This window comes from Caulobacter segnis, from assembly GCF_003243465.1.
In the GTDB taxonomy this organism is placed as follows: domain Bacteria; phylum Pseudomonadota; class Alphaproteobacteria; order Caulobacterales; family Caulobacteraceae; genus Caulobacter; species Caulobacter segnis_A.
The window spans coordinates 1-25457 of sequence record NZ_QFQZ01000070.1; the positions used below are offsets into that span (position 1 = coordinate 1).

Below are 25457 nucleotides of genomic sequence, written 5' to 3' on the forward strand. Positions count from 1 at the left end.
CTGGGGGAGGTGGCCCGGAGGGCCGGAGGGGGCCAGCTCGGCTCATGCGAAGCCCCCTCAGTCGCTCCGCGACAGCTCCGCCAGAGGGGGAGCAGATACAAGAATCCAAACGCCCGGGAGCCGCCGCTTCCGGGCGTTTTCTTTTGCGCTCCGGGTCAAATGACACCGGTGGACAAAACCACCCTTCCCGCTAGCTTGCCGTCAACAAAGACAAGACGCGATCGGGAGAGGAACACCATGGCCGACATCAACCGCCGCGGCGCGCTGGGCTCGCTGCTGACCGGCGCCGGCCTGGCCGCCCTGCCCGCCTCCAGCGAGGCGGCCCAGATGGGCGCCCTGCCCGCCAAGCCGACTACCGGCCCGACCTGGGCCAAGGGGATCGAAGGCCAGCGCAAGGCGGACCTCGGCGACGGGACCTTCCTCAATCCGATCCTGGCCGGCGACCATCCCGATCCGTCGATCCTGAAGGACGGCGCCGACTACTACATGACCCACAGCTCGTTCGACGCCTATCCGGGCCTGTTGATCTGGCATAGCCGCGACCTGGTGAACTGGACGCCGGTGACGACGACGCTGAAGACCAATGTCGGCTCGATCTGGGCCCCCGAGCTCTGCAAGCACAAGGGCCGCTACTACATCTACCTGCCGGCCAAGAAGCCGAACAACAATACGAGCTACGTGATCTGGGCCGACCGGATCGAGGGCCCTTGGTCCGAGCCGATCGACCTGAAGCTGGCCCGCTACATCGACCCCGGCCACATCGTCGACGAAAAGGGCGAGCGCTGGCTGTTCCTGTCGGGCGGCGACCGCATCAAGCTGACCCCGGATGGCCTCTCGACGGTCGGACAGCCCGAGCACGTCTACAATCCCTGGCGCTATCCGGACGACTGGGACGTCGAGGGCTTCTCGCCCGAAGGCCCCAAGGTCATGCGCAAGGGCGATTACTTCTACCTCGTGACCGCCGTCGGCGGCACGGCCGGCCCGCCGACCGGCCACATGGTCATCGTCGCCCGCGCCAAGTCGCTGGCCGGGCCGTGGGAGGACCATCCGCGCAACCCGGTCGTCCGCACCGTCGACAATAGCGAAAAGTGGTGGTCGCGCGGCCACGCCACCCTGGTCGAAGGCCCCGCCGGCGACTGGTGGACCGTCTATCACGGCTACGAGAACGGCTTTTACACCCTGGGCCGCCAGACCCTGCTGGCCCCGGTCACCTGGACCGCCGACGGCTGGTTCGAGGTCGGCGGCGGCGATCTCTCAAAGCCTCTGCCCAAGCCGAAGGGCGGCAAGAGCGGCCCGCATGGCATGGCCCTGTCGGATGACTTCACGACCGACAAGTACGGCGTGCAGTGGAACTTCTTCGACCCGCGCCCCGACGAGCACCAGCGCCTCAGCCGCGCCAACGGCGTCCTGACCCTGAAGGGCGCGGGCGGGGCGCCCTCCAGCGGCGCGCCGCTGATCTTCGTCAACGGCGACCAGGCCTACGAGATCGAGTGCGAGATCGAGGTCGATCCCGAGACCCGCGCCGGCCTGATCCTGTTCTACGACCGCCAGCTCTATTGCGGCCTGGGCTTCGACGAGAAGAATTTCGTCACCCACCAGTACGGCGTCGAGCGCGGCCGCCCGGCCAATCCGCACGGGTCGAAGATGCTGATGAGGCTGCGCAACACGCGCCACATCGTCGCCTTCCACACCAGTGGAGACGGCGGCCAGACCTGGAAGCGCTTCGACCGGGGGATGGAGGTCAGCGGCTACCACCACAACGTCCGCGGCGGTTTCCTGATGCTGAAGCCGGGGATCTACGCGGCCGGCAAGGGCTCGGCGCGGTTCAGGGGGTTCAGGTACCGGGCGCTGGACTAGGCGAAGCCGGCCGGCCTCAGCCGCCGCCAAGGGCCCGCGCGCAGGCCTTCCGTTCAGACGGCGTCATGGTTTCGCGCACCGACAGCCGCTGGAAGGTGACGCTCGTCTCGCCCTCGGGCTTGAAGCGGATCACGCGCTCCTGCCCGGCTGTATCGACGACGCGGTAGGCGATTTCGACGGACGAATCGTTCATCGCGCCGCCTTCCCGAGCCAGGCGCTTCATGCCGTCGCGCAGACCGGCGGCGTAGGCGGGACCGGCTGGATCGACGCCCGAGAAGACGCCGGTGGCGCCGGTCGCTTCGAGGTCGAAGCCCAAGGCGAAGATGGGTTGCGTCACCCTGCCGAGGGTCAGGCAGGCGAAGGTGTCGCCCGGCAGGGTCAAGGTCTCGCCGCGCAAGGCGTAGCGGTCGATCTCCGGCGTGGCGGGACGGCCGGCGGCCGCCGCGAAGGCGGCCGCGAAGTTCGCCCGCAGGCCGCTCTCTGGATCCTTGTTCCTCAGCGCCCGCATCCGGCGCACGACGGGGTCGAGGCCCCGGCCCTTCCGGCGCAGCTGCGCATCGAACAGCGCGGCCAGCAGGGCGCCGCGCTTGTAGGTGATCTCCTCCAGCGCCTCGTCCTGCCAGTAGCCCTTGGCGATCTGGTCCTCGGTGGCGTTTCGGGCGGGCGAGACGCCATAGGCCAGGAGGTCCTCGTTCCAGGCCTTGGCGTAGTCGGCGAGCGTGTAGAGGCCGGCGCGCAGCAGCAGGCGTCGCGCGTAGAAGTCGGTGAAGCCTTCCGATAGCCAGGCGTCGCGGCGCTGCTTGCCCGGACGCCCCAGTTCGGCGGGGTTCCAGGTGTGGAAATACTCGTGCGCCAGCAGCCGGCGGAGATCGGCCAGAGGCAGGGTTTCCCCGACCCAGAGCGCGAAGGCGTCCGAGCGCCCGGTCCCGCCGTAGCTCTCGCCGACCGAGGTCTTCAGCGGCGCCAGGGTCACGAGGAAGGGCGAGGGGCCATCGCCCCAGAAGGCGCGCTCGGCGTCGATGACCCGGAAGGTCATGTCGGCGAAGGCGGCGTCGTCATAGTGTTGGAACGTTCCCAGCGCCGCCAGGCGGAGGTCCTTGTAGCGCCCGCGGCCTTCGGTCACGCGCAGGCGCGGCGAGCCCATGAGGATGCTGTCCAGAATATCGTCGACCACGCCATCGCGGTCGGAGAGACGTTCCAGATCCGAGGCGAACCGGAAGCCGGACTCGCCGCCCTTCCAGTTGAAGGTCGCGGGACTGCGGTGTTGGCCCTCGGGATAGGCAAAGACGAGTTCGCCGGCGACGTAGAACCAGTCCGCGAGCACGATCGGCTTGGTCTGGTCGGAATCGCGCGTGGTCGGCGGCGCGTCATAGCCGGAGCGGATCCGGTAGCGGGCGTGCAACCTCGCCCCCGGCGCCGAGCGGATTTCCGCGCCGCCGTCCGGCCTTGGCGTAACGCCCTCGGCGCCCAGGATTTCCAGCCCTTCGGCGTAGCGGCCCGGCCGGGTCTCGTGTTCAAAGCCGTCCACGAAGCGCAGGGTGGTTCGCCCGCTGGGGTCGGCCTGGAAATCGATGTCCACCGCCAGGGCGCGCAGGGCGCCTTGCTCGATCACCGGCGACAGGGCGTAGCGCACCGGCGCCGGCTCGGCCCCGGCCGCGACCGCGCACAGGAGGGCGAGCAGCACGCCCATTGAGACTCTGATCACGCCGCCCGTACCTCTTTCCAATCTGAGTAAAGTTCGCCTTGGCGGCGGATACAGGTCAACCCCGGCGAAGGATTGCGCCATAGTCCGCGCCCCGACGAAAACCGTTGAGTCTCTTCCGTGACCGAAGTCCCCCTGCCCGCCCAGGCGCCCGACAACCACGCCCAGCTGACCTCGCCGTCCTATCGGCTGGCGGCGCTGGACCAGGACTTCCTGCTGGGCGAGTCGATGCGCGGGGTGCGGTTCCTGTTGGAGTTCGCCAAGGCCGACGAGGCCCTGCGCCGCTGGGGCGTGCGCTCGACCGTGGTGGTGTTCGGCAGCGCGCGGACGCGGCGGGACGGCCCGCCCGAGCAGGCCCGCTGGTACGAGGAGGCCCGGCGCTTCGGCCGCATCGTCTCCGAGCGCGGCGGGGCCAAGCTGGAGAACGGCGACCATGTGCGCGACAACGTCATCGCCACCGGCGGCGGACCGGGCGTGATGGAGGCGGCCAATCGCGGAGCCTATGAGGCGGGCGCCCCGACCATCGGCTTCAACATCACCCTGCCGCGCGAGCAGACGCCGAACCCTTACTGCACGCCGGACCTGACCTTCCGCTTCCACTACTTCGCCATGCGCAAGATGCACCTGGCGATGCGGGCCAACGCGCTGGTGGTGTTCCCCGGCGGCTTTGGCACCTTCGACGAGCTGTTCGAGATCCTGACCCTGCGCCAGACCGACAAGGCGCCGCCGATCCCGATCGTGCTGTTCGACGAGGCCTACTGGCGGTCGATCATCAATTTCGAGGCCCTGGTGGAGCACGGCATGATCGCCGAGGCGGACCTTGACCTGCTGCGTTTCGCCGACGACGCCGAGAGCGCCTGGGCGGAGCTCGTCAAGGGCGGGCTGAAACTGCCGGAAGACAAGGCCTAGCCCGGGGCGGCTGCAATCCGCCTAGTCCCTAGGTCAGCAGCTGTCTGACCATCGTCCGAAGCACGTGGCTCAGCGCCTCGCGGTCCAGGTCCGGGTGGTTGACGCCCCGCATCAGCAGGCCGTCGAAGATCAGGCCGATCGCCTCGCAACGGGCCCGGAACTCGGCCTCGGTCCACTCGGGCTTGCGGCTGCGCTCCATCAGCGACATGGCCATCTCGCGCTCCTGCTCGTCGGCCGAGCGGACAATGGAGGCCACCTTGGGATTGCGCGCCGCCTCGGCGATGACCTCCAGCGCCAGCGCCGCCCGGCCGGGCTCGAAGCACTTGTCGATGCTTTCGGGCAGGTGCTCGTCGATCGCGTCCACGAGCGTGCCGGGCTGGCTTTCGAGCTCGGCGAACTTGTCGCGCATCTCGGCCAGGTCCTGGGCGACGATGGCGGCGATGATCGCTTCCTTGTTCTCGAAGTAGCGATAGATCTGGCCGACGCTCAGGCCCGCGGCCTTGGCGATGTCGGCCATGCTGGCCCCGTGGAAGCCGGAGTGGCGCACGCGCTCGCACGCCGCGTCGAGGATCTGCTGGCGGCGCGATTCCGGCGACGGACGACCGGGCGAGACGTCCTCAACCATTGAAAATCCTAAGCCCATTACATTTCCGTTAGGTCAGCATCAGCGGCCGCGTTCGAAGGTTGACTTGCGCCAGTCGCGCTCCTATGTCCAGCCCGCATGAGAATGAACGTTCATTCTCAAATTGTTCATATCGTCGGCTTAGTCAAGGGCGACAGCCCGTTTAAGCCAACCCACCGGGGTCTAGCATGCACTTTCACCGTCAGGCCGTTTCGACGGCCGTGAGCCTCGCCGCCATAGCGCTCACCCTCGCCGCCTGCGGCCAGAAGGGTGGCCCGCCGGGCATGGGCATGGGAGGCCCGACGGAAGTCGGCTACATCGTCGCCCAGACCCAGGCCGTGGGGCTGAGCACGGAGCTGTCGGGCCGCACCTCGGCCCATCTGGTCTCGGACGTGCGGCCGCAGGTCGGCGGCGTGGTCAAGGCCCGCCTGTTCGAGGAAGGCGCGATCGTCAAGGCCGGCCAGTCGCTGTACCAGATCGACCCGGCCACCTATCAGGCGACCTACAACAGCGCCGCGGCCTCGCTGGCCCAGGCCCAGGCCCAGGCGCTTTCGGCCAAGCTGAAGGCCGACCGCTACAAGACCCTGGTCGAGAGCGGCGCGGTCTCCAAGCAGGACAATGACGACGCCCAGGCCGCCGCCGCCCAGACGGCCGCCGCGGTCGCGGTGCAGAAGGCGGCGCTGGATACCGCCCGCATCAACCTGAACTACACCAAGGTCGCCGCGCCGATCAGCGGCCGCATCGGCAAGAGCGCCGTGACCCCCGGCGCGCTGGTCACCGCCGACCAGGCCACGCCCCTGGCGACGATCCAGGACCTGTCGAAGATCTATGTCGACCTGACCCAGACCTCGGCCGAGCTGCTGAAGCTCAAGCAGCAGTTCGCCAGCGGAAAGCTGGGCAAGACCAACTCGGCCCAGGTGACCCTGAAGCTCGAGGACGGCTCGACCTATCCCACGCCGGGCACGCTGGAGTTCTCGGACGTCACGGTCGACGCCGGCACCGGCTCGGTCACGCTGCGCGCGGTGTTCCCCAACCCGAACGGCGTGCTGCTGCCGGGCATGTACGTCCGCGCCACCCTGACCCAGGGCGTCGCGCCCAGCGGCATCCTGGTGCCGCAGACGGCGATCAACCGCGATCCCAAGGGCGGCGCGACGGTGATGCTGGTCGGCGCCAAGGGCCCCGAGCCGCGTCCGGTCACCCTGGGCCAGACGGTCGGCGACAAGTGGCTGATCACCAGCGGCCTGCAGCCGGGCGACAAGGTCATCGTCGAGGGCCTGCAGAAGGTGCGTCCCGGCGCGCCGATCAAGGCGGTTCCGGCCGGCTCCGCGCCCGCCGCCGCTCCGGCCCAACACTAAGGCCCGCCCCCGATGCTCTCGCGTTTCTTCATCAGCCGGCCCATCTTCGCGTGGGTCATCGCCATCGTGATCATGCTGGCCGGGGCGCTCGCCATCCGGACCCTGCCGATCGCGCAGTATCCTGAAATCGCCCTGCCGCAGGTGTCGATCTCGGCCAACTATCCGGGCGCTTCGGCCAAGACGGTCGAGGACAGCGTCACCCAGGTCATCGAACAGAAGATGAAGGGCCTGGACGGCCTGGACTACATGTCGTCGACCAGCGACAGCGCCGGCTCGGCCACGGTGACCCTGACCTTCAAGGCCGGCACCGACATCGACATCGCCCAGGTCCAGGTCCAGAACAAGCTGCAGACCGCCACCGCCCTGCTGCCGCAGGAAGTGCAGCAGCAAGGCCTGACGGTCGCCAAGTCGGCCCGGAACTTCATGATGGTCGTGGGCCTCTATTCTGAGAACCCCAAGACCACCGGCACCGACCTGGCCGACTACCTGGCCAGCAACATCCAGGACCCGCTGAGCCGCGTCGACGGCGTCGGCGACATCCAGCTGTTCGGCGCGCAATACGCCATGCGCATCTGGCTGGACCCGCAGAAGCTGGCCAGCTTCAGCCTGACCCCGGCCGACGTCTCGGCGGCGATCAAGGCCCAGAACGCCCAGGTCTCGGCCGGCCAGCTGGGCGGCGCGCCCAACCTGCCGGGCACGGGCCTGAACGCCACGATCACCGCCCAGTCGCGCCTGCAGACGCCCGAGCAGTTCCGCCAGATCATCCTGAAGAACTCCACCGGCGGCGCCACCGTGCGCCTGGGCGACGTCGCCCGCGTCGAGCTGGGCGCCGAGAGCTACGCCTCGGTCGCCAAGTTCAACGGCCACCCCGCCGCCGGCATCGCCATCAAGCTGGCCCCCGGCGCCAACGCCCTGAACACCGCCGCGGCCGTGAAGGCCAAGATGGCCCAGCTCGAGAAGAGCTTCCCGGCCAGCTACAAGTACGTCGTCCCCTATGACTCGACGCCGTTCGTGAAGCTGTCGATCGAGGAAGTGGTCAAGACGCTGATCGAGGCCATCGTGCTGGTGTTCATCGTCATGTTCCTGTTCCTGCAGAACTGGCGCGCGACCCTGATCCCGACCATCGCCGTGCCGGTCGTCCTGCTGGGCACGTTCGGCGTGCTGGCGGCCTTCGGCTACTCGATCAACACGCTCACCATGTTCGGCCTGGTGCTGGCCATCGGCCTGCTGGTCGACGACGCCATCGTCGTGGTCGAGAACGTCGAGCGCGTGATGAGCGAGGAGGGCCTTTCGCCCAAGGAAGCCACCCGCAAGTCGATGGACGAGATCACCGGGGCCCTGATCGGCATCGCCCTCGTCTTGGCCGCGGTGTTCGTGCCGATGGCCTTCTTCGGCGGGTCGCAAGGCGTGATCTATCGCCAGTTCTCGATCACCATCGTCTCGGCCATGGCCCTGTCGGTGATCGTCGCCCTGGTGCTGACCCCCGCCCTCTGCGCCACCATGCTGAAGCCGGTTCAGGCCGGCCACCACGACGAGAAGACCGGCTTCTTCGGCTGGTTCAACCGCAGCTTCAACGACATGAGCGGCCGCTACCAAGGCGGCGTGCGCAAGATCCTGGGCAAGAGCGGTCGCTGGATGGCCGTCTACGCCGCGATCATCGTGGCCATGGGCCTGCTATTCGTCCGCCTGCCCAGCGCCTTCCTGCCGGAAGAAGACCAGGGCACCATGTTCACCCTGGTCCAGCTGCCCGCCGGCGCGACCGAGGAAAAGACCCTGGCTGTCCTCGACAAGGTGCGCGAGCACTTCCTGGTCGGCGAGAAGGACGCCGTGCAGTCGGTGTTCACCGTCTCGGGCTTCAGCTTCGCCGGCGCCGGCCAGAACGCGGGTCTCGCCTTCATCCGCATGAAGGACTTCGAGCACCGCAAGGCCGCCAACCTCAAGGCCCAGGCCGTCGCCGGCCGCGCCATGGGGGCCTTCGCCGCCCAGTTCCGCGACGCCATGGTGTTCGCGGTCGTCCCGCCGGCCGTGTCGGAACTGGGCAACTCGTCCGGCTTCGACTTCCAGCTGCAGGACACCGGGGGCGTCGGCCACGAGACCCTGATGAACGCCCGCAACATGATGCTGGGCATGGCCGCCCAGGATCCGAACCTCGTGGGCGTGCGCCCGAACGGCCAGGACGACACCCCGCAGCTGAAGATCGAGGTCGACCAGGCCAAGGCCGGCGCGCTGGGCCTGACCACCGCCGACATCAACAGCGCTCTCAGCGCCGCGTGGGGCGGGTCGTACGTCAACGACTTCATCGATCGTGGCCGCGTGAAGAAGGTCTACATGCAGGCCGACGCGCCGTTCCGCATGACGCCGGAGGACCTGAACCGCTGGTACGTGCGTAACGGCAGCGGCCAGATGGTCCCCTTCCCGGCCTTCGCCAGCGCCTCCTGGACCTACGGCTCGCCGCGTCTCGAACGCTACAACGGCCTGTCGTCGGTCAACCTCCAGGGCTCGCCCGCCCCGGGCAAGAGCTCGGGCGACGCGATCGCGGCGATGGAGAAGATCGCGGCCAAGCTGCCGCCCGGCGTCGGCTACGAGTGGACCGGCCTGTCGGCCCAGGAACTGGAGGCCGGCAACCAGGCCCCCGCCCTGTACGGCATCTCGATCCTGGTCGTGTTCCTGCTGCTGGCGGCCCTCTATGAGAGCTGGTCGATCCCGCTGGCGGTGATCATGGTCATCCCGCTGGGCGTGGTCGGCGCGCTGCTGGCGACCTTCGCCCGCGGTCTCAGCAACGACATCTACTTCCAGGTGGGCCTGCTGACGACCATGGGCCTGGCGGCCAAGAACGCCATCCTGATCGTCGAGTTCGCCAAGGACCTCTACGAGAAGGGCATGAGCCTGATCGACGCCACGCTGGAGGCTGTCCGCCTGCGCCTGCGCCCGATCATCATGACCTCGCTGGCCTTCGTGTTCGGCGTGCTGCCGCTCGCCATCTCCAACGGGGCCGGCTCCGGCGCCCAGCACGCGATCGGCACCGGCGTGATCGGCGGCATGATCTCGGCCACCCTCCTGGCGATCTTCTTCGTCCCGCTGTTCTTCGTGGTGGTCGAGAAGATCTTCAAACCCAAGCACCCCGGTCACGACGCCGCCGCCGCCCCGCAAGGCGACGCCCCGTCGACGGAGGCCCACTGATCATGTTCCGTAATCTCACCCTGATCGTGCTGGCCTCCACGGCGGTCAGCGCCTGCACCCTGGCGCCGAAGTACGAGCGCCCGACCCTGCCGGTGGCCCAGACCTGGTCCACGCCGAAGGCCGAGCCCGCCAGCGCGGTCACGGCCGCCGACCTCGACTGGCGTCAGGTCCTGGTCGATCCGCGCCTGCAAGGCGTGGTCGACCTGGCCCTGAAGCAGAACCGCGACCTGCGGGTGGCGGTGCTGAACATCGAGCGGGCCCGCGCCACCTACGGCGTCCAGCGCTCCAACCTGTTCCCGGCCGTCAACGGCGTGCTCAGCGAACAGCGCAGCCGCACGCCGGCCTCGACCTCGCAGACCGGCCGGGCGCTGGAGGTCGAAAGCTACAGCGCCACCATCGGCTTCACCGCCTATGAGCTGGACCTGTTCGGCCGCGTCCGCAGCCTGAACCAGCAGGCGCTGCAAAGCTTCTTCGCCACCGAGGAGACGGCGCGCGCCACGCGGATCAGCCTGATCGCCGAGACCGCCAACGCCTGGCTGACCCTGGCGGCCGACCAGGATCGCCTGGCCCTGGCCCAGAACACCCTGGCCACCCGCGAGGAGTCCCTGGGCCTGGTCCAGCGCCAGGTGGACGGCGGCGTCGGCTCGCTGCTCGACCTGCGCAGCGCCCAGACCCTGACCGAGACCGCGCGCTCGGACGTGGCCGCCTACACCGCCCAGGTCGCCCAGGACCGCAACGCCCTGGTGCTGCTGGTCGGCGGCGAGGTTCCGGCCGACCTGCTGCCGCCATCGGGCCCCGGCGGCGGGGTCGCGGCGGCGAATATCCTGGCCGACCTGCCGGCGGGCCTGCCGTCCGACGTGCTGGCCCGGCGCCCCGACGTGCTGTCGGCCGAGCACAGCCTGCAGGCGGCCAACGCCAATATCGGCGCGGCGCGCGCGGCCTTCTTCCCGCGCATCAGCCTGACCGGCTCGACCGGTTCGGCCAGCGGCGACCTGGACGGCCTGTTCAAGAACGGAACCGGCGCCTGGAGCTTCACCCCGTCGATCAGCCTGCCGATCTTCGCGGGCGGCGCCAATGTCGCCAATCTGGACAGCGCCAAGGCCGGCCGCGACATCGCCGTGGCGACCTATGAGAAGACGGTGCAGACCGCCTTCCGCGAGGTCTCCGACGCGCTGTCGGTGCGCCAGACCGTGACCAATCGCGTCACCGCCCAGGAACGTCTGGTGGCCGCGGCCGCCGACAGCCAGCGGCTGACCCAGCAGCGCCGTGAGGCGGGCCTCGATAACGCCCTGACACTGCTCGACTCCCAACGCACGCTGTACGCCGCGCAGCAATCGCTGATCACGGCGCGCCTGGACCGGGCCACCAACCTGGTCACCCTCTACAAGACGCTCGGCGGCGGCGCCCCCGCCCGCTAGGCATCTTGCCCCCTTCCCCGGCGAAAGCCGGGGAGGTTCGTCGGCCATCATCCCCCACCCCCGATGGTCACGAACGGAAGGGGCGTGCTCCTCTCCCCCCCCCCCGGAGCCGCCCCTTCCCCTCTCCCCGCCGAGACGTTGTGCGGATGACCCAATCCGGGGACAGAGACGGCCATTTCTTACTGTTTAGTAATCTTAATGGACAATCGTTTGCATGTTGCGGCGCCCTGCGAGAAGCGCGGGCGGTCGTGATCTGACGAGGATCCCATGACGACAAAAGCGAAGAATGAGCCGCTGTCGAAACAAGTGCCCCAGCTGCTGGGGGTCTTGCTGGCCAGCCTTCTGGCGGTGACCGCCGCCGTTTCCGCCGTGGTGGCGCCCACGGACCTGAGCGGACGCCCGCTCCCGCGCGCCACGCTGACGGCCTCCAACTGGGACGGCCTTCAAGGCGGCGCGCCCACGCCCTAAAGCGGCAGCTGCACCGTGCTCTTGACCTCCTCGAGCACCGCGTAGGTGCGCGTCTCGCGCACGCCCGGCATCTTGACCAGGATATCGCCCAGGAAGCCGCGATAGGCCTCCATGTCGCGCACCCGCGCCTTGATCAGGTAGTCGAAGCCGCCCGCCACCATGTGGCATTCCAGCACCTCGGGCGCGCGCCGGACGGCGGCGGCGAAGTCCTCGAACACCTCGCCGGTCGTCCGGTCCAGCACGACCTCGACGAAGATCAGCAGCGCGCGATCGACCTTGGCCGGGTCCAGCAGCGCCGCATAGCCGGTGATGAAGCCGCGCTCGCGCAGCCGCTTGACGCGGTCGAAGGTCGCCGCCGGCGACAGATGGCAGCGCTTGGCCAGCTCAGCGTTGGTGATGCGGCCGTCGACCTGCAGCACCTTGAGAAGCCGGCGATCGGTATCGTCCAGGCTGGAATTGGCCATAGCGCCCTCTGACCGAAGAATCTTCGAAAAGTAGCGCTCACAAACGGAGCACCTTCGACAAGCTTAGCGTTACACCTCCGATCGTTCCAGCCCACCCGCGCCACCCCCTCCTCAGCGGGCGCCGGTGGGACGGCTAGGCCGTTATGGAACGCCGCGACGCTCGCCCCTCTCCCCCTAACCGGGCGTCGCGATAGAGAGGAAGGGGTGCCTGTGTCTCCCCCGACCGCGCCCCTTCCTCCCTCCCCATTTCCAGAGCATTCTGATCTCGGACCGTCGCCGCTTATTGGAGCGGACGAACGTTTTCGCCAGCGCGGCCGAAGACCTGACGGAGCGAGCCCTCAACAAACGAAGCACCTTTGGCGTAAGTCGCGTTAGACCGACGATATTCAAACCTCAGGGAACGCCATGCCCGCGATGAATTGGGATAGCCTCGACGACGGCAAGTATCGCGACGAAGCCGCCGTGCTCGCCGACCTGCTGGCCAGCGCGCCGCTCTCCAGCGAGGACCGCGCCGTGGTCCGCGCCGAGGCCGAGGCCCTGGTGCGCGGCGCCCGCCGCAGCGTCCGCAAGCAGGGCGTGGTCGAAAGCTTCCTACAGGAATTCTCGCTCGGCACCCGCGAGGGCCTGGCCCTGATGTGCCTGGCCGAAGCCCTGCTGCGCACTCCCGACGACGACACCCGCGACAAGCTGATCGCCGAGAAGATCGGCTCGGCCGACTGGGCCAGCCACCTGGGCGGCTCCGACAGCCTGTTCGTCAACGCCTCGACCTGGGGCCTGATGCTGACCGGCAAGATCGTCGAGCCCGACGACGAGGCCAAGAAGGACCTGCCCGGCTTCGTCCGGAAGCTGGCCGGCCGCCTCGGCGAGCCGGTGATCCGCGCCGCCGTCGGCCAGGCCATCCGCATCATGGGCGAGCAGTTCGTGCTGGGCCGCACGATCGAGGCCGCCATCAAGCGCGCCGCGAGCGAGGACACCATGTGCTCGTTCGACATGCTGGGCGAAGGCGCCCGCACCGCCGCCGACGCCGAGCGCTACGAAAAGGCCTACGCCGACGCCATCGACACGGTCGGCAAGCTGTCGAACCGCGCCGGTCCGGAGAAGGGCCACGGCGTCTCGGTCAAACTCTCGGCCCTGTGCCCGCGCTATGAGGCCACCCACGAGGACCGCGTGTGGGAGGAGCTCTATCCCCGCACCCTGCGCCTGGCCAAGATCGCCGCCCGCCACGACCTGAACTTCACGATCGACGCCGAAGAGGCCGATCGCCTGGCCCTGTCGCTGAAGCTCTTGGACAAGCTGTGCCGGGAGCCTGAGCTGGCCGGGTGGACCGGCCTCGGCCTCGCCGTCCAGGCCTACCAGAAGCGCTGCGGCGAGGTGATCGCCCGCCTGCGCGCCCTGTCCGAAGAGACGGGCCGCCGCCTGATGGTCCGCTTGGTCAAGGGCGCCTATTGGGACAGCGAGATCAAGCGCGCCCAGGTCGCCGGCCGCCCGGACTATCCGGTCTATACGACCAAGCCGGCCACGGACCTGTCGTACCTGGTCAACGCCAAGGCGCTGATCGACGCCGCCCCGAGCCTCTACGCCCAGTTCGCCACCCACAACGCCCATACCCTGGCGGCCGTGGTGCGCATGGCCAAGACCGCCGGCGTGCGCATCGAGCACCAGCGCCTGCATGGCATGGGCGAGGCTCTGTATAAGGCCGCCGACGATCTCTATGACGGGATCACCCTGCGGGCCTACGCGCCGGTGGGCGGCCACGAGGACCTGCTGCCCTACCTGGTCCGCCGCCTGCTGGAGAACGGCGCCAACACCAGCTTCGTCCACGCCCTGCTCGACGAGCGGGTGCCCGTCGAGAAGGTCGTCACCGATCCGATCGACGTGGTCGAGGCCCATCCCGACCGCCACGCCAAGATCCCGACGCCGATCCACGTCTACGGTCCGCGCCGCCGCAACAGCGCCGGTCTCGATCTTTCGGTGAAGGCCGATCGCGAGCGCCTGGCCGCCGCCGTCTCCGCCATCGACGCCGAGACCCTGTCGGCCGGTCCGCTGGTCGGCGGCAAGCTGGCTGTCGGCACGCCGCCGCTGCCGGTGATCGCCCCGGCCGACGACAATCGGGTCGTCGGCGCCGTCTCCGAAGCCCAGCTGTCGCAGATCGACGACGCCTTCCGCCTGGCCCGCGCCGCGCAACCGGCCTGGGACCGCGCCGGCGGCGCCGCTCGCGCCCAGGTGCTGCGCGCCATGGCGGACGCGCTCGAGACCAATATCGAGCGCCTGATCGCCATCCTGGCCCGCGAGGCCGGCAAGACCCTGTCGGACGGGATCGCCGAGGTCCGCGAGGCGGTCGACTTCTGCCGCTACTACGCGGTGCTGGCCGAGGATCAGTTCGGCGAGGCCGAGATCCTCAAAGGTCCGGTCGGCGAGACCAACAGCCTGCGCCTGGCCGGTCGCGGCGTCTTCGTCTGCATCAGCCCGTGGAACTTCCCGCTGGCCATCTTCACCGGCCAGATCGCCGCCGCCCTGGCGGCCGGCAACGCGGTCCTCGCCAAGCCCGCCGAGCAGACCCCGCTGATCGCCCATGAGGCCGTGAAGCTCTATCACGCCGCCGGCCTCGACCCGCGCCTCTTGGCCCTGCTGCCGGGTCGCGGCGAGACGGTCGGCGCGGCCCTGGTCGCCCACGAGGGCCTGGACGGCGTCGCCTTCACCGGCGGCACCGAGACGGCCTGGCGGATCAATCAGTCCCTGGCGCAAAGGCAGGGTCCGATCGTCCCGTTCATCGCCGAGACGGGCGGCCTGAACGGCATGTTCGTCGACACGACGGCGCAGCGCGAACAGGTGATTGACGACGTGATCGTCAGCGCGTTCGGCTCGGCCGGCCAGCGCTGCTCGGCCCTGCGCCTGCTGTTCCTGCCGCACGACACCGCCGACCACATCATCGAGGGCCTGAAGGGCGCCATGGACGCCCTGGTGCTGGGCGATCCGGCCCTGGCCGTCACCGACGTCGGCCCGGTCATCGACGCCGAGGCCAAGGCCGCTCTGGACGCCCACCGCGCCCGCCTGAACCGCGAGGCCAAGGTGCTGCACGCGCTCGAAGCCCCCGCCGGCGGAACCTTCTTCGCGCCGGTCCTGGCCGAGATCCCCGCCGCCGACTTCCTGGAGCGCGAGGTGTTCGGCCCGGTGCTGCACGTCGTCCGCTACAAGCCCGAGGAGCTCGAGCAGGTCGCCGGCGCCCTGGCGGAGCGTCGCTATGGCCTGACCCTCGGGATCCACTCGCGGATCGAGCGCTTCGCCGCCGACGTCCAACGCCTGGTCCCGGCCGGCAACGCCTATGTCAACCGCTCGATGACCGGCGCGGTCGTCGGCGTGCAGCCGTTCGGCGGCGAGGGCCTGTCGGGCACCGGTCCCAAGGCCGGCGGTCCGCACGCCCTGCTGCGCTTCGCGGTCGAACGCGCGCTCAGCGTCAACATCACCGCCCAGGGCGGCGACCCGGCGCTGCTGAACCTGTAAATCGCCGGACCGCTTCACAACCCCGACGCGCGCGGCCTAAGCTCTCTTCGAACTGAAGGGGGACCTCGACATGCGCCTCTCGCGCCGCGATCTCATTATGGCCGCCGCCCTGCCTGCGCTGGGCGCGGCGGCTAAGCCAGTCGCGCCGCCCAAGGGCTTCGTCACCGTCGCGAGCGGCCGGCTGTCGCTGGACGGCAGGCCCTATCGGTTCGCCGGGGCGAACCTCTGGTACGGCGCCTGGCTGGGCGCGCCCGCGGCCTTTGGCGACGTCGAGCGGCTGAGGCGCGAGCTGGATCGGCTGAAGGCCCTGGGCGTCGCCAATCTGCGCGTCCTGGGCGCGGGCGAGCGCTCGCCGGCCAAGGCCGCGGTGTCGCCGACCTTCCAGGAGGCGCCCGGCGTCTATCGCCCCGAGCTGCTGAAGGGCCTCGACGTGCTGCTGGCCGAGATGGCCAAGCGCGACATGAAGGCGGTCGTCTACGTCAACAACTTCTGGGACTGGTCGGGCGGCATGCCGGCCTATCTGAACTGGGTCGGGAACGGCCCCTGGTTCCAGCAAGGCGATCCCGCTCATCCGTGGCCGGAATATCCCGACTACGCCGGCAGGTTCTATGGCGACGCCAAGGCCAATGCGCTGTTCCTGCGCTATCTGCGCGGCCTGGTCGGGCGGGTGAACACCGTCACCGGCAAGCCCTATCGCGACGACCCGACGATCATGGCCTGGCAGCTGGCCAACGAGCCGCGCCCGGCCGGGACCGAGGCCTTCGGCGCGCGCAACCTGCCCGTCTTCCAGCGGTGGATCCGCGACACCTCCAAGCTGATCAAGACGCTCGATCCCCACCATCTGGTCTGCACCGGCAGCGAGGGCCTGAAGGGTTGCCTGGAGAGCGAGGCCTGCGTGCTGGACGCCCATCGGCCCGCGACGATCGACTACCTCACCGCCCATGTCTGGCCCAACAACTGGGGCTGGATCGATCCGAAGAACCAGCCGGCGACCTACGAGGCCGGCGAGGCGCGCTGCCGCGACTATGTCGCCCGCCACATCGCCATCGCCCGCCAGCTGGGCAAGCCGCTGGTCATCGAGGAGTTCGGCCTGATCCGCGAGGCCCGCGCCTTCACGCCGGGCTCGGCGACCGCCGACAAGGACCGTTTCTACCGGACGATCTATGGCCTGGCCCTGGACGACATGAAGGCCGGCGGCCCGACGGCGGGGACCAACTTCTGGGCCTGGAATGGCGAGGGCCGGGCCCAGCATCCCGACGCCTGGTTCGCGGCCGGCGACAAGAGCTTCGTCGGCGATCCCCCGCAGGAGGAACAGGGCCTGTACGGCGTGTTCGACACCGACGCCTCGACCCTGGCGGTGATCGCCGAGCACGCCGCGGCGGTGCGCGCCTTGGGCTGACAATAAGGGATTGCCACCGGTGTCATCCGTGCTACCGCTGGCGGCAGGCTCGTCAGAAGCCGCCGGAGGAGACTTGATGGACGCCACCCGCCGCACCCTGATCACCGGCGCCGCCGCCCTGGCCGCCTATGCCGCCCTGCCGGCCAGCGGCTTTGCGGCCGAGAAGCGCTCGCCCGTGGTCATGACGACCCACGGCAAGGTGCGCGGCTATGTCGACGGCGAGATCAGCGTCTTCAAGGGCCTGCGCTATGGCGCCGACACCGGCGGGGCGCGGCGGTTTATGCCGCCGGTCCGGCCCGAGCCCTGGACCGACGTCAAGGACGCGCTGGCCTACGGCCCCGCCTCGATGCAGACCGGCAAGGGCGAGGAGGGCGAGACGCTCTCCGAGGACTGCCTGTTCCTGAACGTCTGGACGCCCGCGAAGGCCGGGAAGAACGGCCTGGCGGACGGCGGCAAGCGGCCCGTGATGTTCTATATTCACGGTGGGGCTTACAACGGTGGCTCGGGCGCCAGTCCCTGGTACGAGGGGACCAGGCTGGCCAGGCGCGGCGACGTCGTGGTGGTCACGGTCAACCACCGCCTGAACGCCTTCGGCTATCTCTATCTGGCCCGCCTGTTCAACGATCCGTCGGTCGCCGACAGCGGCAACGCCGGCCAGCTGGACCTGGTGCTGGCCCTGCAATGGGTGCGCGACAACATCGCCGCCTTCGGTGGCGATCCGGACCGGGTGATGCTGTTTGGCCAGTCCGGCGGCGGGGCCAAGATCGCCACCCTGATGGGCATGCCGGCGGCCAAGGGCCTCTTCCACCGCGCCGCCACCATGAGCGGCCAGCAGGTCACCGTCGGCGGCCCGTTCAACGCCACCCGACGCGCCAAGGCGTTCCTCGACAAGCTAGGGATCAACGACCTGGCCGCCCTGCGCGCCCTGCCCGCCCAGGACCTGCTGAATGGCCTGAAGGCCATCGACCCGATCGCCGCCTCCGGCGGGGTCTATATGGGTCCGGTGCTGGACGAGCGGAGCCTGACCCGCCACCCGTTCTTCCCCGACGCCGCGCCGGAAGGCCTGTCGGTCCCGATGATGTGCGGCAACACCCACGACGAGACCAAGGGCTTCATCGGCTGGGACAGCTCGGCCTTCCCCAAGACCTGGGACGAGGTGATCGCCCGGCTGCCGGGCCAGTTCAACGCCCGCATCGACATCGATCCCGAGACGGTGGTGGCCTTCTATCGCCAGACCTATCCGGCCTATTCGCCGGCCGACGTCTATTTCGCCGCCTCGACCGCGGGACGCTCGTGGAAGGCGGCCATCATCCAGGCCGAGGAGCGGGCCCGCGCCGGCGCGCCGGCCTATGTCTACCAGGTCGATTGGAAGTCGCCGATCCAGGGCGGGATCTTCGGCGCGCCGCACACGATCGACATCGGCCTGGTGTTCGGCACGCTGGACGCCAAGGGCTCGATCGTCGGGACGGGGCCGCGGTCGGTCGCCATGTCCAACACCCTCAGCGACGCCTTCGTCGCCTTCGCCCGCACCGGCGACCCGAACGGCGGAACCTTGCCGAAGTGGGAGCCCTATACGCTGGAGCGCCGCCAGACGATGGTGTTCGACGACGCCTCGCGGATGGAGGACGACCCGCGCGGGGCCGAGCGCCGGTTCTTCAACCGCGTGCCGTTCACTCAGTTCGGGACTTGAGTTCGTAGGGCGGGGCCGGCGGCAGGAAGTCGATCAGGATCCGCGCCGTCACCTCGGCCTCCGGCTCCACCGGCGGCGGCTCGCCGAACACGGCCGTCCACAGGGCGATCCAGGCCTGGCGCTCTTCAAGATTCACATCGGGCTCCCTTCGCGAGAGCCCAATGATCAACGTGAACAAAGGGTTGCTGGTTAACGGGCCGCTAACCCTGAAAATCGTGCTGACGCTTGCGGCGAACCGCAAGCCTAGGGCACGGCCGCCTCGAACGGCGTCGCGGGCAGGCCCGTCGCGCCGAACAGGTTGATGATCGGGCTGTCGGCCCAGGCGTAGCGGACCTTGACCGGCTGGAGGCCGGCCGGAACCGCCAGGCGCACGCTGGCGCCGTCCAGGGTCGCGTCGACGAAGCGGCAGCTTTCGGCGGCCTCGCACAGCTCGAAGCCGATCGGACGCCCGGCGGCGTGGACGACGCCCGGCTGGTCCAGGGTCACCACCACGCTGTCGCCGTCGCGGCGCGCCGAGACCGGCGCGGGCCCGGCGGCGACCAGGCCGCTCTCGCCATAGGCCAGCTTGCGCGCCAGCAGGCCCAGCCGCCGCCCCACCCGCAGCTTGTCGGCCGGGTGGATGTCATAGGGCGAGCCGATATCGACCGCCGAGGCCATGCCGACCTTGGGATCGGCGGCGGTCACCCGGCGCTGCACGTCGCGCAGGGCGGCCCAGTCGGACGGCGCGGGCCGGTCCTTCTCGGCCCCGAACGCGGCCAGCTGGACCATCAGGAACGGCAGGGGCGCGCCGTCGCCGAACGCCTGGCGCCAGTCGGCGATCATCGCCGGCATCAGGCGCCCGTACTCGGCCGCCTGGGTGACATTGGCCTCGCCCTGGTACCAGGCGAAGCCCTTGACGCCATACGGCGCCAGCGGCGCGATCATGCCGTTGCGCAGGGTCGACAGGCCGGCAGCCCCCACCCAAGGCGCGTTCGGCGGCAGCGAGGTCTGGGACAGCGGCGCGGCGATCTTGTAGCGCCAGGCGCCGGCCAGCGGCGCGGTCGAGCCGTCGTCGAACCTCAGGCCCTTTTCGGCCGCCTTGCCCCAGGCCCCGCCGCCGCCGCCGCTGTCGATCACCCGGACGGCGATCACGTTGCGGCCGGCCTTCAGCACGCCGGGCGCGAGGCGATAGTCGCGCGGGGCGTTCCAGCTCTGCGTCGCGCCGACCTCGCGGCCGTTGACGAAGGTGGTGTCCATGTCGTCGATCGGGCCCAGCGCCAGGGTCGCGCCTTGCGCGGCCTGGGCCTTGGTCAGGGTCACCTCGCCGCGCAGCCAGATGACGCCGTCGAAGGTCTCGAGGCCCGGCGCGGACTCCCAGAAGCCCTCCAGCGGCAGGGTCTTCCAGGCCCGGTCGTCGAGGTCGGGCCGCTGGCCGTCGTTGTTCGCGCCCAGCTTGGCGGCCGCCCAGCGGTCCAGCATCGCCGCCCAGTTGGCCTGGCCCAGGGCGGGGTCGCGGGCGTAGTCGGCCAGCACCGCCAGCCCCTCGTCATAGGTCTTCAAGGCCGTCAAGCCCTCGCGGCTGATCCAGTCCTGGATCACCGATCCGCCCCAGGTGGCGTCGATCAGGCCGATCGGAACCTTGGCGGCCTGGCGCAGATCGCGGCCCATGAAGAAGCAGGCGGCGCTGAAGCCGGCGGCCGTCTGCGGCGTCGAGACCTTCCAGGCCACGCCGGCGGGAAGGCTGTCCTGCGGCGTCGGCCTGCTGATCTTGCCGGTCTGCAGCAGGCGGATGTCGGGATCGTCGGCGCTGGCCACCTCGCCGTCGCCGTTCAGGGCGCGGCGCAGCGGATATTCCATGTTCGACTGGCCCGAGCATAGCCAGACGTCACCCATGACGAGGTCGGACACCACCTGGCGCTCGCCTCCGGCCTCGACCGCCAGGGTGAGGGACCCGCCGCCGGCCGGCCGCGCGGGCAGCACGGCGCGCCAGCGGCCCTGGGCGTCTGCGGTGGCGGAGGCGCGGGCGCCGGAGAGATCGACGCTGACCGCCGCGTTCGGCGCCGCCCGCCCCCACACCTTGATCGGCTGGTCGCGCTGCAGGACCGCGTGGTCGCTGAACACCGAGGCCAGCGGCCCCGCCATCGCCTGGGTGGACAGGCTGAGCGCCGAAGCCAGGATCAGGGCTTTGAGCCGCATGGGGGTTTCCTCTCCTTGATTAGCCCGACCTCTGCGGCGGACCGCAGAGGTCGGATTTATGGACGTTTCGTCAGCCTACTGGGCCTTGGCCGGGCAGACCGCGCCGGCCGGATCGGTGACGACCCGCACGCTGGCGATCGAAACCTGGAAGGTCCCGGCCGTCGACAGGGCGAACGGCGCGGCGACCTTGCTCATGTCGGCGCCCGCCGCCTGGAAGCACTTCAGCGGGATCTTGACGCTGCTCCACTGGCCGGTCGGGGTTCCGGCCGGCGGCGTGACGTCGAGACGGCCCTCGCCCAGGGCCAGGGTCACCGGCTTGGTCGCGGGCGCGTCGAAGCGGTAGTCGAGCTGCAGCACCATGTCGGCGTTGGTCTGGAACGTCAGGTCCAGCGGCTTGTCGCCGACGATCTCGACGCTGGCCAGCTGGTCGCCGGAATAGGTCAGCTGGCGGCCTGCCTCCTGCACGCCCGCAGCATCGACCGGCGCGATGCGCACGGCCGTGGTCGGGGTCAGCTTGAAGTCGAACGGCGCGGGCGTCTTGCCGCCGGCGAAATAGACCGTGCGATTGTCGGCGACCGCCTTGACGCCGGACACTTCCGACAGCCTGGCGACCTTGCCCGGCTTGGCGTAGGTCAGGCCGTAGCCATAGGCGAACAGCGGCGCATAGCCCTTGTCGCCCCGGTTCAGGCGGAAGTGGTCGGCGGTCTTGGGCCAGCTGAACGACAGCTTGCCGTGGAAGTCGTTGCGCGGCTTGCCGGCCTTGTCGCCGATCAGCACGTCGGCCACGCCGCCGCCCTCCGAGCCCGGCAGCCAGGCGGCCACGAAGGCGTCCGAGGCGTTGATCTCGGGGTTCACCCACAGCGGACGGCCGCTGAGGAACACCGACACCACCTTCACGCCCTGGGCCTTCAGGCGCTTGAGCAGCGCCAGGTCCGTCTTGGCGCCCGGCTGGTACTCAAGGCTGGTCTTCAGGTCGCCGACGCCTTCGGCGTAGGGCTCCTCGCCGAACACCACGATGGCGACGTCCGGCTTCTTGGCGAACTTGCCGTCGACCGACAGCGTGGCCTTGCCGCCGCCGGCCTCGACCGCGGCCTTGACGCCCGACCAGATCGACTGGGCGTTCGGGAAGTCGGCGTTGGTGTTGCCGTCGCCCTGCCAGGACAGGGTCCAGCCGCCCGACTGCTTGCCGATATTGTCCGCTCCCGAGCCGGCGACCAGGACATTGGCCGAGCTCTTCACCGGCAGCACGCCGTCATTCTTCAGCAGCACCAGCGACTTGCGGACCGCCTCGCGGGCGATGGCGCGGTGCTCGGGCGCGCCGATCACGCCGGCGCGGCCTTCATAGGGGCGAGCCGCCTCGAACAGGCCCAGCTTGGCCTTGACCCGCAGGATGCGGCGGACCGCGTCGTCCAGGCGCGCCATCGGGATGACGCCCGACTTCACCTCGGCCAGGGTGTTGTCGAACAGCCCCTTCCAGCTGTCGGGCGCCATGTACATGTCCAGGCCCGCATTGATCGCGGTCGGGCAGTCGGTCGGCTTGCAGCCCGGGATCTGGCCGTGGCCGTTCCAGTCGCCGATCACGAAGCCGTCGAAGCCCATCCTGCCCTTCAGCACGTCGGTCAGCAGGCTCTTGTTGCCGTGCATCTTCTGGCCGTTCCAGCTGTTGAACGAGGCCATCACCGTCATGGTCCCGGCGTTGATGGCCGGGACATAGCCCTGGGCGTGGAGGCGGATCAGCTCGTCCTCGGACACCTGGGTGTCGCCCTGGTCGTGGCCGTTGGTGGTCCCGCCGTCGCCCAGGAAGTGCTTGGCGCTGGCCGCGACCAGCCCCTGCTGGATCGCGCCGCCCTTGCCGCCGGTGAACGGGGCCAGCGGCCCCTGCAGGCCCAGGATCATCTGGCCGGCGTACTGGCGGATGATCTCGGGATCCTCGGAATAGCCCTCATAGGTCCGGCCCCAGCGGTCGTCGCGCGGTGCGGCCAGGGTCGGTCCGAACGCCCAGTCGAAGCCGGCGGCCGAGGTCTCCAGCGCCGTGGCGCGACCGATGCGGCGGATCAGGTCGGGATCATGCGCCGCGCCCAGCCCGATATTGTGCGGGAAGAGCACCGCGCCGACGACGTTGTTGTCGCCGTGCACGGCGTCGATGCCGAACATCAGCGGCACGTGCGTGCCGCCCGGACGCTGGGCGGCGGCCTCGCGGAAGGCGCGGGCGGTGTCGACCCAGGGCTTCTGCGGCGAGCGGTCGGGCGCGCCCAGCGGCGGCGAGCTGCCGCCGCCCAGGATCGAGCCCAGCGGATAGGTCTTCAGGTCCTCGGGCTTGATCGCGCCGATGTCGGCTTGGATCACCTGGCCGACCTTCTCCTCGAGCGTCAGCTTGGCCAGCAGCGCGTCGACGAAGGCCTCGGTGGCGGGATCGACGAGCCCCTGGCTCTTGGCCGCCGGCCACTTCGCCGCGTGGGCGGTGTTCTGCGGGCCGGTCTCGGCAAGCGCCGCGCCGGACAGGACCGTCGACGCGAGGAGGGCGACGCAGAGGGCTTTGCTGTTCATGGTTCCAACTCTGTCTGGTGAGCGGCCGGTTTCGACAACGCTGTCAGACCTCTCGACGCCGCCGTCAAGCCCATCTATTTTGTATGACAAATATTCAGAATGATGCTGAGCTGGGAGCTCGAAATGACCTGGGGGCGCCCGCTTGTGATCGCATCGCCGGCAGACGCCGGATTCGGCCCCGGACCGCGTGCGGCCCAAACGGCCCAGCCGTTCGCCGGAGCGCGCCTGCCCCCCACACGATAAGCCTTTCCTGCTGTCCTCGCGCCCAGGCGGATCTTGGTCCGGTGGGACGACCTTGCCTTGGACTTTGTCATGAGCTTCACGCGTCGAGACCTGATCGCCACGGCGGCCGCCCTGGCCGCCACGCCCGCCCTGGCCGCCCCGCGCGGGCCCTTCCAGCCGACCTGGGAGTCGCTGGCGGCCGGCTACAAGGTCCCCGACTGGTTCCGGGACGCCAAGCTGGGGATCTGGGCGCACTGGGGTCCGCAATGCGTGCCCGAGTTCGGCGACTGGTACGCGCGCCAGATGTACATGCAGGGCAACCGCTTCTACGAGCACCACCTGAAGACCTACGGGCACCCGGCCGACTTCGGCTTCATGCAGTTCATCCCGCGCTGGAAGGCGGAGAACTGGGACCCGGAAAGCCTGATGAAGAAGTACGTCGCCGCCGGCGCCAAGTACTTCATGGCCATGGCCAACCACCACGACAATCTCGACCTGTTCGACAGCCGCCACCACGCCTGGAACACGGTGCGGCTGGGCCCCAAGCGCGACATCGTCGGGACCTGGGCCAAGATCGCCCGCGCCCATGGCCTGAAGTTCGCCGTCTCCAACCACTCGGCCCACGCCTGGCACTGGCTGCAGACCGCCTATGGCTATGACGCCGTGGGCCCGCGCAAGGGCCAGCGCTACGACGCCTTCCGCCTGACCAAGGCCGACGGCAAGGGCCAGTGGTGGGAGGGCCTGGATCCCCAGGAGCTCTATGCCGGCCGCAACATGGTCATCCCCGACGGGATCGACAGCATCGCCGCGGCGGACGCCTGGCACGACAAGAACGACGGCCAGTGGCTGGAGACGCCGCCCCCGAACAACCCCGAGTTCGTGCGCAAGTGGCTGCTGCGCCAGAACGACCTGGCCGATCGCTACAAGCCGGACATGGTCTATTTCGACAACTACCAGCTGCCCCTGGGCCAGGCCGGGCTCGAGGCGACCGCCCGCTACTACAACCGCGCCGGCGGCGAGGTGGTGGTCACCGGCAAGAAGCTCTCGCCCCTGCAGCGGCGGGCCATCGTCGAGGATGTCGAACGCGGCTTCTCCGACCGCCTGCGCGACGAGCCCTGGCAGACCGACACCTGCATCGGCGACTGGCACTACAGCCGCCCGCTGTACGAGCGTGACGGCTACAAGTCCGGCCGTGACGTCATCCAGCGGCTGATCGACGTGGTCAGCAAGAACGGCTGCCTGATGGTCTCCATTCCCCTGCGCGGCGACGGGACGATCGACGACAAGGAAGAGAAGGTGCTAGCCGACATGGGCGGCTGGACCGCGGTCAACGGCGAGGCGATCTACGGCACGCGCCCCTGGCGGCGGTTCGGCGAAGGGCCGACCAAGCTGGTCGAGGGCATGCAGAACGAGGAGGCGGCCAAGCCGTTCGAGGCCGCCGACATCCGCTTCACGACCAAGGCCGGCGCGCTCTACGCCCTGCCGATGGACTGGCCGCGCGGCCCGCTGCGGATCGAGAGCCTGGCCGGCGCGCCGGGCGAGGTGCGGCGCGTGACGCTGCTGGGCGGCGGCGATCCCCTGCCCTTCCGCCGCGACGGCGGGGCGCTGGTGGTCGACCTGCCCGAGCGCCGTCCCACCTTCACCCCGGCGCTGAAGATCGAGGGTCCTGGCCTAGTCTGACGCGCGGCCGAGGAGCCCCTCGCAAGCAAGGAAAAGGGGCGAGCCCGAAAGCTCGCCCCGAGGAAGCCGGCGCGAACGCTGGCGTCTCGTCTGGAGCGCGTTCGGGACGGCCGAACGCGCTCTGACCTTATGAGGTTTGAGCCGGCGGTTTAGCGGAACAGGCTCAGGATCGAGGAGCTGGCCGAGTTGGCGATCGACAGCGCCTGCACGCCCAGCTGCTGCTTGGTTTGCAGCGACTGCAGCTTGGCGCTTTCCTTGGCCAGGTCGG

Annotated in this window: 17 protein-coding genes; 10 read left to right on the forward strand and 7 right to left on the reverse strand. The window is 69.7% G+C overall.

Annotation, left to right across the window (positions count from 1 at the left end):
- Nucleotides 1-237 precede the first annotated feature (237 nt).
- Complete coding sequence (locus tag DI526_RS17985; protein WP_304280868.1) at nt 238-1857, forward strand: family 43 glycosylhydrolase; 1620 nt, start codon at nt 238-240, stop codon at nt 1855-1857.
- Between the two features lie 16 nt (nt 1858-1873).
- Here the strand turns inward: DI526_RS17985 and DI526_RS17990 are convergent, their stop codons facing one another.
- Nucleotides 1874-3562 (reverse strand): M61 family peptidase, encoded by a 1689-nt coding sequence (locus DI526_RS17990; RefSeq protein WP_304280870.1) that lies wholly within the window; start codon nt 3560-3562, stop codon nt 1874-1876.
- Nucleotides 3563-3694: 132 nt separating this feature from the next.
- Between DI526_RS17990 and DI526_RS17995 the strand changes: the two genes are divergently transcribed.
- Complete coding sequence (locus DI526_RS17995; protein ID WP_304280895.1) at nt 3695-4468, forward strand: TIGR00730 family Rossman fold protein; 774 nt, start codon at nt 3695-3697, stop codon at nt 4466-4468.
- 28 nt (nt 4469-4496) lie between these two features.
- Here DI526_RS17995 and DI526_RS18000 read toward each other — a convergent pair whose 3' ends face one another.
- Nucleotides 4497-5111 carry a TetR/AcrR family transcriptional regulator gene (locus tag DI526_RS18000; RefSeq protein WP_304280872.1) on the reverse strand — a complete coding sequence of 205 codons (615 nt, stop codon included), beginning with the start codon at nt 5109-5111 and terminating at the stop codon, nt 4497-4499.
- Nucleotides 5112-5278: 167 nt separating this feature from the next.
- Here DI526_RS18000 and DI526_RS18005 point away from each other — a divergent pair, with 167 nt between their 5' ends.
- The 4 genes from DI526_RS18005 to DI526_RS18020 all read left to right on the forward strand — a co-directional run bounded on the left by DI526_RS18005 (nt 5279) and on the right by DI526_RS18020 (nt 11511).
- The gene (locus DI526_RS18005) at nt 5279-6445 is read left to right on the forward strand and encodes a lipoprotein (RefSeq protein ID WP_304280873.1); all 1167 of its coding nucleotides are present in this window, start codon (nt 5279-5281) and stop codon (nt 6443-6445) included.
- A gap of 12 nt (nt 6446-6457) precedes the next feature.
- Entirely contained in the window at nt 6458-9625 is a 3168-nt protein-coding gene (locus DI526_RS18010) for an efflux RND transporter permease subunit (protein ID WP_304280875.1), read from the forward strand.
- 2 nt (nt 9626-9627) lie between these two features.
- Entirely contained in the window at nt 9628-11043 is a 1416-nt protein-coding gene (locus tag DI526_RS18015; protein ID WP_304280878.1) for an efflux transporter outer membrane subunit, read from the forward strand.
- A 267-nt stretch (nt 11044-11310) separates the two neighbouring features.
- Nucleotides 11311-11511 (forward strand): hypothetical protein, encoded by a 201-nt coding sequence (locus DI526_RS18020; protein WP_304280880.1) that lies wholly within the window; start codon nt 11311-11313, stop codon nt 11509-11511.
- On the opposite strand, the gene DI526_RS18025 is transcribed toward DI526_RS18020, so the two are convergent.
- Nucleotides 11508-11975: an Lrp/AsnC ligand binding domain-containing protein gene (locus DI526_RS18025; protein ID WP_304280882.1), complete on the reverse strand. Its 468-nt coding sequence runs from the start codon at nt 11973-11975 to the stop codon at nt 11508-11510. The two genes, DI526_RS18020 and DI526_RS18025, sit on opposite strands and share 4 nt — an antisense overlap.
- Before the next feature lie 414 nt (nt 11976-12389).
- Between DI526_RS18025 and putA the strand changes: the two genes are divergently transcribed.
- From putA to DI526_RS18040, 3 genes are all read left to right on the forward strand, one after another.
- The gene (putA, locus tag DI526_RS18030) at nt 12390-15476 is read left to right on the forward strand and encodes a bifunctional proline dehydrogenase/L-glutamate gamma-semialdehyde dehydrogenase PutA (RefSeq protein ID WP_304280897.1); all 3087 of its coding nucleotides are present in this window, start codon (nt 12390-12392) and stop codon (nt 15474-15476) included.
- Between the two features lie 70 nt (nt 15477-15546).
- A complete protein-coding gene (locus DI526_RS18035; protein WP_304280884.1) occupies nt 15547-16875 on the forward strand; it encodes a cellulase family glycosylhydrolase in 1329 nt (442 codons plus the stop codon).
- Between the two features lie 76 nt (nt 16876-16951).
- Entirely contained in the window at nt 16952-18565 is a 1614-nt protein-coding gene (locus tag DI526_RS18040; protein ID WP_304280886.1) for a carboxylesterase/lipase family protein, read from the forward strand.
- Here the strand turns inward: DI526_RS18040 and DI526_RS18045 are convergent.
- The 3 genes from DI526_RS18045 to DI526_RS18055 all read right to left on the reverse strand — a co-directional run bounded on the left by DI526_RS18045 (nt 18546) and on the right by DI526_RS18055 (nt 23287).
- Nucleotides 18546-18701 (reverse strand): hypothetical protein, encoded by a 156-nt coding sequence (locus DI526_RS18045; protein ID WP_304280889.1) that lies wholly within the window; start codon nt 18699-18701, stop codon nt 18546-18548. The two genes, DI526_RS18040 and DI526_RS18045, sit on opposite strands and share 20 nt — an antisense overlap.
- A gap of 107 nt (nt 18702-18808) precedes the next feature.
- Entirely contained in the window at nt 18809-20740 is a 1932-nt protein-coding gene (locus DI526_RS18050; protein WP_304280891.1) for a sialate O-acetylesterase, read from the reverse strand.
- A gap of 75 nt (nt 20741-20815) precedes the next feature.
- On the reverse strand, nt 20816-23287 hold the full coding sequence (locus DI526_RS18055) for a glycoside hydrolase family 3 protein (RefSeq protein WP_304280892.1): 2472 nt from the start codon (nt 23285-23287) through the stop codon (nt 20816-20818).
- A gap of 312 nt (nt 23288-23599) precedes the next feature.
- Here DI526_RS18055 and DI526_RS18060 point away from each other — a divergent pair, with 312 nt between their 5' ends.
- Nucleotides 23600-25189: an alpha-L-fucosidase gene (locus tag DI526_RS18060; protein WP_304280894.1), complete on the forward strand. Its 1590-nt coding sequence runs from the start codon at nt 23600-23602 to the stop codon at nt 25187-25189.
- A gap of 149 nt (nt 25190-25338) precedes the next feature.
- On the opposite strand, the gene DI526_RS18065 is transcribed toward DI526_RS18060, so the two are convergent.
- On the reverse strand, nt 25339-25457 hold a 119-nt coding region (locus DI526_RS18065; RefSeq protein WP_304280898.1), incomplete at its 5' end, for a flagellin.